General features: G+C 74.1%; 9 protein-coding genes. 7 read left to right on the forward strand and 2 right to left on the reverse strand.

Annotated features, from left to right (window positions below; translation table 11 throughout):
• Positions 1-90: 90 nt before the first annotated feature.
• Positions 91-1,383 (reverse strand): extracellular solute-binding protein, encoded by a 1,293-nt coding sequence (locus tag AB0B63_RS22595; protein ID WP_219468783.1) that lies wholly within the window; start codon positions 1,381-1,383, stop codon positions 91-93.
• Positions 1,384-1,926: 543 nt separating this feature from the next.
• Here AB0B63_RS22595 and AB0B63_RS22600 point away from each other — a divergent pair.
• Positions 1,927-2,712, forward strand: a complete 786-nt coding sequence (locus AB0B63_RS22600; RefSeq protein WP_357021803.1) for a pyrimidine reductase family protein — start codon at positions 1,927-1,929, stop codon at positions 2,710-2,712.
• Positions 2,713-2,934: 222 nt separating this feature from the next.
• Here the strand turns inward: AB0B63_RS22600 and AB0B63_RS22605 are convergent, their stop codons facing one another.
• Positions 2,935-4,476: a M4 family metallopeptidase gene (locus AB0B63_RS22605; RefSeq protein ID WP_357021806.1), complete on the reverse strand. Its 1,542-nt coding sequence runs from the start codon at positions 4,474-4,476 to the stop codon at positions 2,935-2,937.
• A gap of 442 nt (positions 4,477-4,918) precedes the next feature.
• On the opposite strand from AB0B63_RS22605, the gene AB0B63_RS22610 reads away from it, so the two are divergent.
• From AB0B63_RS22610 to AB0B63_RS22635, 6 genes are all read left to right on the forward strand, one after another.
• A complete protein-coding gene (locus AB0B63_RS22610; protein ID WP_357021809.1) occupies positions 4,919-6,667 on the forward strand; it encodes an ATP-binding protein in 1,749 nt (582 codons plus the stop codon).
• Between the two features lie 13 nt (positions 6,668-6,680).
• Positions 6,681-7,829 (forward strand): exonuclease SbcCD subunit D, encoded by a 1,149-nt coding sequence (locus tag AB0B63_RS22615; RefSeq protein WP_357021812.1) that lies wholly within the window; start codon positions 6,681-6,683, stop codon positions 7,827-7,829.
• A complete protein-coding gene (locus AB0B63_RS22620; protein WP_357021815.1) occupies positions 7,829-10,303 on the forward strand; it encodes an SMC family ATPase in 2,475 nt (824 codons plus the stop codon). The genes AB0B63_RS22615 and AB0B63_RS22620 overlap by 1 nt, the downstream gene beginning before the upstream one ends.
• Positions 10,304-10,449: 146 nt before the next feature.
• On the forward strand, positions 10,450-11,415 hold the full coding sequence (locus AB0B63_RS22625; protein WP_208570738.1) for a hypothetical protein: 966 nt from the start codon (positions 10,450-10,452) through the stop codon (positions 11,413-11,415).
• A 28-nt stretch (positions 11,416-11,443) separates the two neighbouring features.
• The gene (locus tag AB0B63_RS22630) at positions 11,444-12,301 is read left to right on the forward strand and encodes a fused MFS/spermidine synthase (protein ID WP_357021819.1); all 858 of its coding nucleotides are present in this window, start codon (positions 11,444-11,446) and stop codon (positions 12,299-12,301) included.
• 82 nt (positions 12,302-12,383) lie between these two features.
• Positions 12,384-13,088, forward strand: a complete 705-nt coding sequence (locus tag AB0B63_RS22635; protein WP_208570736.1) for a sigma-70 family RNA polymerase sigma factor — start codon at positions 12,384-12,386, stop codon at positions 13,086-13,088.
• The last annotated feature ends 9 nt before the right edge of the window (positions 13,089-13,097 follow it).

Raw genomic sequence — 13,097 nt, forward strand, 5'->3', positions numbered from 1 at the left:
GGGCCGGTGAGGCGGGCGGTACGTGGAACGGGACGCCATTGGTGGCGCCCGGGACATGCCCGGACGCCACCGCCGGTGGTGGTGCAGTGATCAGAAGGCGCCCTGGGTCTTGGCGTCCTTGAGGAACTGCTCCCAGGCCTTGTCCTTGGGGGACTGCCCGTTCTCGTACGAGCGCAGGGCCGGCTCGAACGCGTTCTCCTTGATCGCCTGGTGCTTCGGGCCGAGGTGCAGCGGCTGGATCTTCTCGACGCTCTCACCGAAGATCTTGCCGGTCGGGGCACCGCTGAAGTACTCGTTGGTGTAGCTGGTGAAGTCCGGGTTCTTCAGCGCCTCGAGGTTGGTCGGCAGCGGGCCCTTGAGCTTGAACGCCTCGACCTGGCTCTTGGCGTTGGTCAGGTACTCGGCGAGCTTCGCCGCCTCCTTCGGGAACTTGCTCTGGGCCGGCACGGCCAGCCACGAGCCGCCCCAGTTGCCCGCGCCGCCGGGAACCGGCGCCACGTCCCACTTGCCCTTGTTCTCCGGGCCGGAGTTGTCGGCGACGATACCGAGCATCCACGACGGGCAGAAGGTGGCCGCGAAGGTGCCCTGCTTGAAGCCGGCCGACCACTCGGGCGACCAGGTGGCGCTCTTGGAGGAGATCTTCGCGTCGGCCATCGCGACCGAGGTCTCCCACGCGGTCTTCACGGCCGCGCTCTTGTCGGCGACGACGTTGTCTTCCTTGTCGTAGAAGAGGTCACCGCCCTGCTGCACCATGACCGCGCTGGCCGCGGTGGTGACCGAGTCGATCAGGCCCTTGTTGGTGGCCGCGCGGTACTTCTTGCCGGTCTCGATGAAGGCGTTCCAGTCCGGCCAGAGCGCGGCCACCTGGTCCCGCTCGGTCGGCAGCTTGGCCGCGGCGAACAGGTCCTTGCGGTAGCAGACCGCGAGGCTGCCGACGTCGGTGGGCAGGCCGATCAGCCGCCCGTCCGCCGCCTTGCCCAGCTCCCACTTCCACGGCAGGTATTCCTTGCTGTGGTCGGCGATCAGCGGCGCCAGGTCGGCCCAGTTGGCCGGGTTGGTCTTGAACTCGTTGAGGATGCCCTCTTCGAGCGCGGTGACGTCCGCGGCGCCCTTGCCGGTGGCGAGCGCCCGGACCACCTTCGGCCGGTACTCGTTGAGCTGCGCGGTCTTGCGCAGCTCAACCTTGATGCCGGTGTCCTTCTCGTACTGCTTGATGATCTCGTCGTATCCGAACTCGCCGAAGGTGTCGACGACCAGCTTGCTGGGCTTGCCGCCGGATTCCTTGGCCTCATCGTCCTTGCCGCAGGCCGCGAGACCGCCGATGGCGGTGACCGCGGCCAGGGCGGCGACCGCGAAACGGTTACGCCGCGTGGTGACGCTCATCCTGACCCCTTTTCGATGGTGAGGCTGGGTTGGTGTGGTGGGGGTGCCGTTGCATGTCCCGGGCCGGTCCGACGTCTGCCGCCGGTCCGTCGGAGGTGGCCGCGGGTGATCCGCACCACGCCCTTGGGAACGCTCCCATGAGATTGCCGGGAGGTGTCGGGGGTGTCAATAGACCGTTGGGAGCGTTCCCAGATCGTTACCAGGTATCGCGTTTATGCCCCTCCACCACCGGGACGCAGGTCGCCGGACGTGACGCAGCGGGCTGGTCGCCCCGACCCGCTCGGGCGACGCCGGGGCCGGCCGGGAGAGCACCCACCGTGGGCCCGCACCGGCCGCCCGACCGGTGTGCTGACCCGGCGCGGACACCTTCGGCGGTAAGAGCCGAGGGTGGCCGGCAGCCGTCCGTCCCACCGCATAGGCTGCCCGCATGATCTGCCGAGCGTGCCGGCAGCGCAGGCACGACGACTGCCCCGGCCGGACGTGGTGCGACTGCCAGCACCGTACCCCCGCGCCCACCCCCGTGGTCACCGGTCCGGCCGGCGAATGAGCGACGAGATCCCGATCCGGCGGATCTGGCCCGCGCCGGCCACCGGTCCGCTGGACGACGCCGCGCTGACCGCGCTCTACGCCCGCGCCGACACCCCCCGGCTCCGGGTCAACTTCGTCGCCAGCGCCGACGGTGCGGTCACCCTGGACGGTTACTCCGCCGGGCTGTCCGGCGCCCCGGACAAGCGGGTCTTCGGTCTGCTCCGGATGCTCTGCGACGGGCTGCTGGTGGCTGCCGGCACGCTGCGGCACGAGGGCTACCGGGCGATCCGGCTGAGTGCGCCACGGCGGGCCTGGCGACGCGCGCACGGCCTGGCCGAGTACCCCACGCTGGCGGTCGTCTCCGGGTCGCTGCGGCTCGACCCGGCGCAGGCCGCCTTCGCCGACGCCCCGGTGCGCCCGGTGGTGCTGACCACCGAGACGGCCGTCGCGCCGCCCGGCCTCACCGACGCCGTCGACCTGGTGCGGGTCGGCCGGGGCACCGTCGATCTCGCCGCCGGCCTGGCCGCGCTACGTCGACGCGGACTGGGGCAACTGCTCTGCGAGGGTGGTCCGCACCTGTCCGGCGCGCTCACCGCGGCCGACCTCGTCGACGAACTCTGCCTGACCGTCGCCCCGCTGTTGGCCGGGGCCGGCCCGGGGCGGATCACCGCCGGGCCGCACAGTCCGCCCCGGCCGCTGCCGCTGCGGCACACGCTGGCCGCCGGGGACGGCGTGCTCATGCTGCGCTACGCCCGCGACCCGGCGGACACGCCGTCCGCCGGGGCCGCACCCGCCGGCTGAGGCCGGCACCCCGCGGCGGTCCGCCGGGCGCGCGCCGCCCGACACCACAGGCAGCCGGGGGTACGCCGCCGCGTCCGGCCCGGGTGCGACGGCCCGGCCGGTCGACCGGCGGGGCGGGACCCGCACGACGCGGGGCGTGGCCACACCGTCCGATGTGGCCACGCCCCGCGGATGAACGCGACGGTCCGGCGGCGACGGAGAGCCGTCGCCGCCGGACCGGGATCAGCTGACGCTCACGGCCGCCCAGGCGGCGGCGACCGTCTTGTACTCGGTGCTGGTCGCGCCGTACAGGTCGGTGGCGGCCGACAGGGTCGCGGTGCGGGCGCCCTTGTAGTTGGTGGTGGTGGTCATGTAGCGGGTCAGCGCCCGGTACCAGATCGCGCCGGCCTTGGTGTTGCCGATGCCGGTGATCGTGGTGCCGTTGCAGGTCGTGCTGGTGCCGTAGGACGAGGTGCCGCTGCCCACCGCGAGCAGGTAGAAGAAGTGGTTGGCCACGCCCGAGGAGTAGTGCACGTCCAGGCCACCGACCGAGCTGCTCCAGCAGTCCGCCGACTTACCGTCCTTGGAGGGCTTGTCCATGTAGCGCAGCGGGGCGCCGGTGCTGCGCAGCTTCTCGCCGATCAGGTAGTCGCCCGGGTCCTTGGCGCTGGCCGCGTAGAACTCGACCAGGGTGCCGAAGATGTCGCTGGTGGCCTCGTTGAGGCCGCCCGACTCGCCGCTGTACCGCAGCCCGGCGGTGTTGCTGGTGACGCCGTGGGTCATCTCGTGCCCCGCCACGTCGAGCGAGGTCAGCGGGTACCAGCCGGAGCCGCCGTCGCCGTAGGTCATGCAGAAGCAGGCGTCCTGCCAGAACGCGTTGGCGTAGTTGCTGCTGTAGTGCACCCGGCTGTACGCGCCGACGCCGTCGTTGCGGATGCCGTTGCGGCCGTGGGCGCTCTTGTAGTAGTCCCAGGTCTTCTGCGCGCCGAAGGCGGCGTCGGCGGCGGCGGTCTGCCGGTTGGTCAGGGTGCCGTTGCCGAACACGTTGTTGGTGCTGGTGACCAGGGTGCCGGTGCCGGTGGTCTTGCCGTTGAGGTCGTAGGTGCGGTGGTTGCCCCGGGCCGGGTCGGCGAGCTGGTAGGTGCTGCCGGACAGGTTGCTGCCGACCGAGACCGTGCCCGAGTGGAAGGTGTTGCCGGTGCCCTCCCGCTGCACGCCCTCCCACGAGTCGCGGACCGCGCCGGTGGTGGCGTCGACCAGCACGTGCAGCTCGCTCGGGGTGCCGTCGGCGTGGGTGCCGCCGACCACCACCTCGTAGGCGAGGGTGGTCGCGGTGTCACCGGCGTCGAAGACGAGCTGCGCGCCGGCCACGGAGCGGCCGGTGGCGGTCGACGCGGCGTACGCGATCTTGCTGGCGGCGGCCTCGCTGAGCTTGGCCTTCGGGGCGCGTTGCGGGGCGTTGGCGAGGCGGTGGGTGGCACCGCGCCAGGAGTCGCCCTTGCCGAGGTGGACGACCAGGTCGCCGCCGAGGACGGGCAGACCGTCGGAGTAGCGGTTGAGCCGGACGTGCTCGGTGCCGTCGGCGTCGGTCACCACGTTGCGGGGGGTGAACGTCTGGCCGTCGGCGGCGAGGCCGGCACCGGAGTGGGCCTTGAGCTGGGCGACCGCGCGGGTGAACGGGTCGGCGGTACCGGTGGGTGCGGCGGTGGCCGCCGTGGGCACCGTGACGACGGTGGCCAGGAGAGCGGCCGTGGCGAGGCCGCTCATCAGGGGGGTTCGGCGCATCGGGGTTCTGCCTCCACAGGGACAGTCGGGGGGGTGCCGACTGACGATGGCCCGCCGGTGGTGGACCGTGGGCCGGTCACGTGTCCGCAGGTTACGGGCGTGACAACCGGCACCGAAGGAAGAAGATCCTCGATGTCGGCTGTGGCTATTCTCAGCCCAACCGGCCGGTTTCTGTCACGCCCTGGACCGAGATTTTTTCGGAGTATTTCCGTCACCCCGCGCCACCTGCCGAAACGCGGTCACCCGCACCCGACATCTCGACCGTCGGTGACAGCACACTCCCCCCGGGTCACCGAATCGGCGGTCGTACGCCTCCCCGGGGTCGCCGCCACGGCCGCCCACCGGTGGCGTCCGCCGCGTCGCGTGGCAACCTGTCGCACTCCTCGGGCAGGATGCAGGTCGTGCGCCCTGACCGAGACGACCAGCTGACCGGAGCCCGCGGATGACCGACGACCGGATCGACGGCCCCGGCGAGCCCGTCGGACGGGTGCTCGGCACCGCCGACGCCACCCCGTTGCAGTTCTGGACGGCCGTCTCCCCGGGCAGCTACCTCCAGCTCGACGACGTGGTGGTCACCCGGCGCGACCTGCCCGACCGGGAACCGGTCACCATCGCCGGGGTGGTCACCCAGGTCCGCGCCCGGCACGAGGGCGCCCAGTTCGAGTCGGACGTCTTCGCCATCGCCGACGGCACCCTCCCGGCCCAGGTGCAGGAGGCCGCCGAGATCACCACCACCCGGGTCGACCCCGAGCTGTACGTGCCGCCCGCGCCGGGTGCGACGGTCTACCGGGCCGAGGGCGACGCCCGCGCCCGCGCGCTGCACTTCGACCGGATGGAACGGCGCATCCCGATGGGGATGGGCCGCGACGGCGTCCCGGTCTACCTCAACGCCGACTTCCTCGACGGCAGCCGGGGCGCACACGTGTCGATCTCCGGCATCTCCGGGGTGGCCACCAAGACCAGCTTCGCCACCTTCCTGCTCTACTCGGTGTTCCGTTCCGGGGTGCTGGGCGGCGACGCGGTCAACGCCAAGGCGCTGATCTTCAACGTCAAGGGCGAGGACCTGCTCTTCCTCGACCACCCCAACGCCCGTCTCGACGATCCCACCCGGGCCGCGTACGCCAAGCTGGGGCTGGCCGCCGGGGCGTTCCCCGACGTGCGGGTGTACGCCCCGCCCCGGGTCGGCGACGCCTCCGGCACCCCCGACGTGAGCAGCCGGCTCACCGGCGTCGACGCCTTCTACTGGACGCTGAGCGAGTTCTGCGCCGACCGCCTCCTGCCGTACGTCTTCGCCGACGCCGACGACGAGCGCCAGCAGTACACGATGGTGGTGCACTCGGTCACCGCCCACCTGGCCCGCTACGCCCAGCCCGCCGACGGTGGGGTCAGCGTCGACGGGGTGCGCCTCGGCTCCTACGCCGACCTCGTCGACCACGTCGTCGAGCAGCTCAACGACGACGAGACCCGGGGCGACTGGGCGGGCAGCGCGGTCGGCCTGGGCACCGTCAACGCGTTCGCCCGCCGGCTGATCGGCAGCAAGAAGGACCTGGGTCGACTGATCCGGGGCGACCTGGCCACCCGCCGCCCGCATGCGATCAACACCGCCGAGAGCGCCCAGGTCACCGTGGTCGACCTGCACAACCTGCCGGACCGCGCGCAGCGCTTCGTGGTCGGCGTGACGCTGCGCGGCGAGTTCGAACGCAAGGAGAAGTCCGGCACCGCCAAGCCGCTGCTCTTCGTCGTCCTCGACGAGCTGAACAAGTACGCCCCCCGCGAGGGCTCCTCCCCGATCAAGGAGGTGCTGCTCGACATCGCCGAGCGGGGCCGTTCGCTCGGGGTGATCCTGGTCGGCGCGCAGCAGACGGCCAGCGAGGTGGAGCGGCGGATCGTCACCAACTCGGCGATCCGGGTGGTCGGCCGGCTCGACCCGGCCGAGGCGTCCCGCCCGGAGTACGGCTTCCTCCCGCCGGCCCAGCGGCAACGCGCCCTGCTGGCCAAGCCGGGCACCATGTTCGTCAACCAGCCCGACATCCCGGTCCCGCTGTGCCTGGAGTTCCCCTTCCCTGCCTGGGCGACCCGGGTGTCCGAGGCGGGCCGCGCCCCGTCGGAGACGCTGCGTTCGATCACCGGCTCGATCGATCCGTTCGCCGTGGTCGGCTCGGGCGGCGCCGACGACGACATTCCGTTCTAGGGGGCTGGCCGCCATGAAGATCCTGCACACCTCCGACTGGCACGTCGGCAAGGTGCTCAAGGGACAGTCCCGGGCCGAGGAGCACAAGCAGGTGCTGGCCGGGGTGATGGAGATCGCCCACGCCGAGCGCCCCGACCTCGTCATCGTCGCCGGCGACCTCTACGACACGGCCGCGCCGAGCCCGGAGGCGACCCGGCTGGTCACCCGGGCGTTGACCGCGCTGCGCCGGACCGGGGCCGACGTGGTGGCGATCGGCGGCAACCACGACAACGGCCACGCCCTCGACGCGTTGCGCCCCTGGGCGGAGGCGGCCGGCATCACCCTGCGCGGCGGGGTCCGCGACAACCCGGCCGAGCACGTCATCGACGGCGTCACCGCCGACGGTGAGCGGTGGCAGCTCGCCGCGCTGCCCTTCCTGTCCCAGCGGTACGCGGTCCGCGCGGTGGAGATGTACGAGCTGACCGCCGCCGAGGCCACCCAGACCTACGCCGACCACCTCGGCCGGGTGCTGGCGAAACTGACCGAGGGCTTCACCGAGCCGGACCGGGTGCACCTGGTCACCGCCCACCTCACCGTGGTCGGGGCGAGCACCGGCGGCGGCGAGCGGGACGCGCACACCGTCCTCGGGTACGCGGTGCCGACGTCGGTCTTCCCGGGCACCGCGCACTACGTGGCGCTGGGGCACCTGCACCGGTCGCAGCGGGTGATCGGCCCGTGCCCGATCCGCTACAGCGGCAGCCCGCTCGCGGTCGACTTCGGCGAGCAGGAGAACGTCTGCTCGGTGACCCTGGTCGAGGTGGGCGCACACTCCGCCGCCCGGATCCGGGAGGTGCCGGTGTCGGCGGCGGTGCCGCTGCGTACGGTGCGCGGCACCCTCGCCCAACTGGCCGAGGCCGACCCGCCCGAGGGCTGGCTGCGGGTGTTCGTCCGGGAGCAGCCCCGGGCCGGCCTGCGGGAGGAGGTGCAGGAGCTGTTCCCCCGTGCGTTGGAGATCCGGATCGACCCGGAGCTGCTGCCCGCCCCGGGCAGCGGCACCCGGGTCGCCCAGCGGGCCGGCCGCTCCCCCCGCGAGCTGTTCGCCGACTACCTGGGCAGCCGGGGGCACGACGACGACGGGGTCCGGGACCTCTTCGACGAGTTGCTGGAGGAGGTGGAGCGCTGATGCGACCGATGCGGCTGGACCTGGCCGGTTTCACCGTCTTCCGCGACGAGACCACCGTGGACTTCACCGACGCCGACTTCTTCGCCCTCGTCGGGCCGACCGGCTCGGGCAAGTCGACGGTGCTGGACGCGATCTGCTTCGTCCTCTACGGCTCGGTGCCCCGCTGGGGTGGCGCCCGGGGGCTGGCCAACGCGCTCGCCCCGTCGGCGGTGGAGGCCCGGGTCCGGTTGGTCTTCGAGTCGGCCGGCGACCGGTACGTGGCGACCCGGGTGGTCCGCCGCGACGGCCGGGGCACGGTCAAGACCGCCAACGCCGGGTTGCAGCTGATGCCGCCCGGGTTCGACATCACCAAGCTCGACACCGGGCTCAGCCCGGAGGACCTGGGCGAGGTGCTGGCCGGCACCCCGGCCGAGATGGAACAGGCCGTGCTGGACGCGGTCGGGCTGCCGTACGAGCAGTTCACCTCCTGCGTGGTGCTGCCGCAGGGGCAGTTCGCCGACTTCCTGCACGCCAAGCCGGCCACCCGGCAGCAGATCCTGGTCAACCTGCTCGGCCTCGGCGTCTACGAGAACGTGCAGAAACGGGCCACCGAACGCGCCGGGCAGGCCGAGGCGAAGCTGGAGGCGGTCGCCCGGGTGCTCGGCGGGTTGACCGACGTCGACGACGCGACACTGGCCACCGCGTCCGCGCAGGTCGACCGGATCCGGGAGCTCTCCGGGGCGGTCGCGGCGGCCGTACCGGAGCGGGAGCGGGCGTGGGCGGCGGCGCGGGAGGCCACGGCGGCGCTGGCCGCGCTCGACGCCGATCTGGCCGGGCTGGCGGGGGTGCGCGCCCCCGCCGGGGTGGCCGAGGTGGCCCACGCGGTGAGCACCGCGCGGGCGGCGGTCGACGCGGCGGCCCGCACCGTGGCGTTGGCCGAGGAGCGGGAGGAGAAGCTGCGCGGCGAGCTGGCGGGCGCGGGCGACGAGAGCGCCCTGCGGCTGCTGCTGCGCGCGCACGCCGACGCGGCGCGGCTGGCCGGCGAGGCGGACACGGTCCGGGCGGCGCTGGACGCGGCGCGGGCCGCGCACGACACGGCGGTGGCGGCCCTCGACGCGGCCCGGGAGGCGGCGGCACGGGCCGAGGCCGAGCTGGAGGCGGCGTTCCGGGCGCACGAGGAGGCCAAGGCCACCGACCAGGCGGTCGCGCTCCGGGCGCACCTGGTCGACGGCGCGACCTGCCCGGTCTGCGTGCAGCCGGTGCCCCGGGTGCCGGCGTTGCCGGCCGGTTCGGCGGTGGCTGCGGCGACCGCCGCCGGCAAGGCGGCCCGGGCGGCCAGCAAGGCCGCGCAGGCGCTGGTCGACGAGCGGGACACCGCCGCCCGGGAGCGGGACCGGACACTGGTCCGGCTGCGGGCCCAGCACGACCAGCTGCACGGCCGGCTGACCGAGCTGGCCGGGCAGCTCGCCGGGGCGGCCACCCCGGCGGCGCTGCGCGACCAGCTCGCCGAGCACGCCCGGCTGCGGCAGGCACTCGACGAGGCCGCGGCGGCGGTACGGTCCGGCCGGGACGCCGCCCGGCGGGCCCGGGGGGCGGCCGACACCGCCGAGGAACGGCTGCGGGCCGCCTGGCGGGACTTCGACACCACCCGGGACGGGCTGGCCCGGTTCGGGCCGCCGGCCGCCGACCGGGACGACGTCGCCGCCGCCTGGACGGCCCTGGTCGGGTGGGCCGGCGCGCAGGCCGGGCGACGACGGGCCGAGCGGGACGCTCTGGTCGAGGCGGTGCACACCGCGCGGTCGGCCGCCGAGTCGGTCGAGGAACGCCTCGGCGGCCTGCTCGACGCCGCCGGGCTGCCCCCCGCCGACGACCCGGCGCAGGCGGTCGCGGTGGCCGCCGAGCGGGCCGAGGCCGACCTGCGGCGGATCACCGAACGCCGCGCGCAGGCCCTCCAGCTGCGGGAGCAGCGCGCCGAGCACGAACGGCAGGCGCGTACGGCGCGGGCGCTGGCCGGGCACCTGCGGGCCAACAACTTCGAGCGGTGGCTGCTGGCCGAGGCGTTGGACCTGCTGGTCGACGGGGCCTCCCGGATCCTGCGGGAGCTGTCCCAGGGGCAGTACGACCTGGTCCACGACAAGGGTGAGTTCTTCGTGGTGGACCACCACGACGCGGGGCTGCGCCGGGGGGTGCGGACGCTGTCCGGCGGGGAGACGTTCCAGGCGTCGCTGGCGCTGGCGCTGGCCCTGTCCGAGCAGCTCGCCGGGATGTCCACCACCGCCGCCAGCCTGGAGTCGATCGTGTTGGACGAGGGGTTCGGCACCCTCGACGCGGCCACCCTGGACATCGTCGCCGCCACCCTGGAGAGCCTGGCCGCCCGGGGTGACCGGATGGTCGGCGTGGTCACCCACGTGCCGGCGCTGGCCGAGCGCATCCCGGTGCGTTTCGAGGTCCGCAAGGACGCCCGCACGGCCCACGTCGAACGGACCGGCCGGTGAGCGCGAGGAGTGCAGCGCAGCGGAGCCCCGCAGCCGCGAACGAAAGGCGGGCCCGGTGAGCGCGAGGAGTGCAGCGCAGCGGAGCCCCGCAGCCGCGAACGAGAGGCAGGCCCGGTGAGCGCGAGGTCGGTTCGTGGGGCGGTGACGTGACCGGGCCGCAGCTGTTCGTGGACGCCTGGGACCCGTCCTACGGGGCGTCGTTCGAGGCGACGCCGGGTGGGCCGGTGACGCCGAGCAGCACCCAGGTCGACACCGACGTGGAACTGCCGGCGGTGGACTGGCGGGCGATCGGGCCCCGCCCGGGGGTGGCCGCCCCGGACGTGGTGCTGCTCGTCGACGGGGTACGCCGGATCGACGCCAGCGTGTGGACGGCCGAGGAGGACGGTGCCTCGTACCCGGGGATCGCCGCCTCGTACGCGGCCGGGGTGGTCCGGTGTGACCTGGAGCGCGGCGCGGCCGAGCTGGCCGGGGCACGGGTGGGTCGGGGCCTGTTCACGGCCAGCCCGTCGGCGCAGGAGGTGGCCTGCGGGCAGGTGCGCTACCCGGTGCACCGGGTCGGCGGCACCGGGGAGCTGAGCAAGCTGCCCGCGGCGGTGCAGGCCCCGCTGACCGCCCTGGAGGTGGCCGTGTCCGACGCGGCCCGCACCGACGGGGACCTGCTGGTGGTGGACGGTCCGCTGCGGGCGCGTCGGCAGCTGCCGCGCACCCTGGGCTACATCAAGACCCAGCACAGCCAGTATCTCGACGCCCGGCTCAACGCCGTGGTCACCGGGTTGGGCTCCGGCCAGCGGTCCCCGGTGTTCCGGCTCGGCACCGCCTGGGGTGGCTGGTCGTGGTACCTGCGGCTGCCGGTGACGGTGGGTGCGCCGTGGGCCGGGATCGTCCGGCTGGAGTGCTCGCCCGACCTCGAACCGCAGGACGCGATCGCGCTGGCCGACCTGTCGCTGGTCACCCTGCCCCGGTTCGCCTCCTCGCCGTACAAGGACCCCCGGGCCCCGCAGAACCTGGTGCCGATCGCCGGGTTGGAGCGGCGGCTGCGCGGGCTGCTGGGCGACGCCCGGTTGCTGCACCGCGCGCTGACCATGGCCAGCCGCAGCGGGATGCGTCGCTGATGGGCCACGACCGTGGGAGGTGCCACTGATGGGCCGCCGTCGGGGTGACGACCGGATCGTCGTGGACGTGGACACCGGTCGGGCCGAGCTGGTGCCGGACCCGGACCGGCCACGCTCGTGGACGCTGCTGCTCGACGACGCCCCGCAGTCGCACGTGGACCTGGCCGACCCGACTCACCTGGAGTTCGAGTACGTCCGCCGGTTCGGCGCGGCGCTGGACCTGCTCGCCCCGCCGGGGGCCCCGCTGCGGGTGCTGCACCTGGGCGGCGGCGCGCTGACCCTGCCCCGGTATGTGCAGGTCACCCGGCCCGGGTCGACCCAGCGGGTCGCCGAGGTCGACGGCGCGCTGGTGGAGCTGGTCCGCCGGGAGCTGCCCTGGCCGGCCGACTCCCGGCTGAAGGTGCGGGTCGCCGACGCCCGGGCCACCCTGGAGGCCGGCCGCGACGGCGGGTACGACGTGGTGGTCGCCGACGTCTTCGCCGGTGCGCGTACCCCCGCCCACCTGACCAGCGCGGAGTACGCGGGGCAGGTGGCCCGGGTGCTCGCGCCGGGCGGCTGGTACCTGGCCAACCTGGCCGACGGTCCACCGTTGCGGCACGCCCGCGCCCAGGTGGCGACGGTGCGTTCGGTGCTGCCCCGGGCCGCCCTGGTCGGTGACGCGGCGGTGCTGCGGGGGCGGCGGCACGGCAACCTGGTGCTGGTGGCGGGGCGGGTCGAGCCGCCGGTGCCGGAGTTGACCCGCCGCGCGGCCGGGGACTGGTTCCCCGGTCGGGTGCTGGCCGGCGACCAGCTGGACCGGTTCGTGGCCGGCGCGGCGGTGGTCACCGACGCGGACGCCACGGGCTCCGTTCCGCCGCCGCCAGGAATTTTTTCGGTCCGCCGTTGATCCGCCGGGATGGGCGTTCCGTATCAAGGGTCGGCGCCCTCCCCGTGGGCCCGCTGATGTCGGTGGACAGCAGGAGGTCTGGATGAGTGCGGTCGCGGCCGGCTTGCACGGCGAATTGGCCAGGCCAGGGTGGATGTTCGCCCGGGCCCAGCCGCAGTCGCGTGCGTCGAGGGCAAGCCGGGGGGTCGACGCCGGCCCCACCGATCGCCAGAATGGCCCGGTGACTCCCCGATCGGCGCCCGGGCGGCACCAGGCCCCGGCGACGACCCCGGAGGCGAGCCACTCCGACCAGTTGGTCCGGCTGCTCTACGCCGAGCACGCCGGCCCGCTGCTGATGTTCGTGATGCGGTTGACCGGTGGTGACCGGCAGCGCGCCGAGGACATCGTCCAGGAGACGCTGCTGCGGGCCTGGCGCAACGCGCACCGGCTGGGCGTGCAGGGGCAGGGTTCGCTGCGGCCCTGGCTGGTCACGGTGGCCCGGCGGATCGCCATCGACGAGCACCGCAGCGAGCAGGCCCGCCCGCCCGAGACGTACGACCGGGATCTGACGGCGTTCGCCGAGGCGGACAGCACCGACCGGGTGCTGCGCACCATGACGGTGGCGGACGCGCTGCGTACGTTGAGCCAGTCGCACCGGGAGATCCTGGTGGCGACGTACTTCCGTGGCCGGACGGTGCCGGAGGCAGCCGAGGAGTTGGGCCTGCCGCTGGGCACCGCGAAGTCGCGGGTCTACTACGCGCTGCGCGCGCTGCGCACGGCCCTACAGGAGAGGGGGGTGACGGAATGAGCCGGGCAG

The organism is Micromonospora sp. NPDC049081, assembly GCF_040648835.1.
GTDB lineage: Bacteria > Actinomycetota > Actinomycetes > Mycobacteriales > Micromonosporaceae > Micromonospora > Micromonospora antibiotica.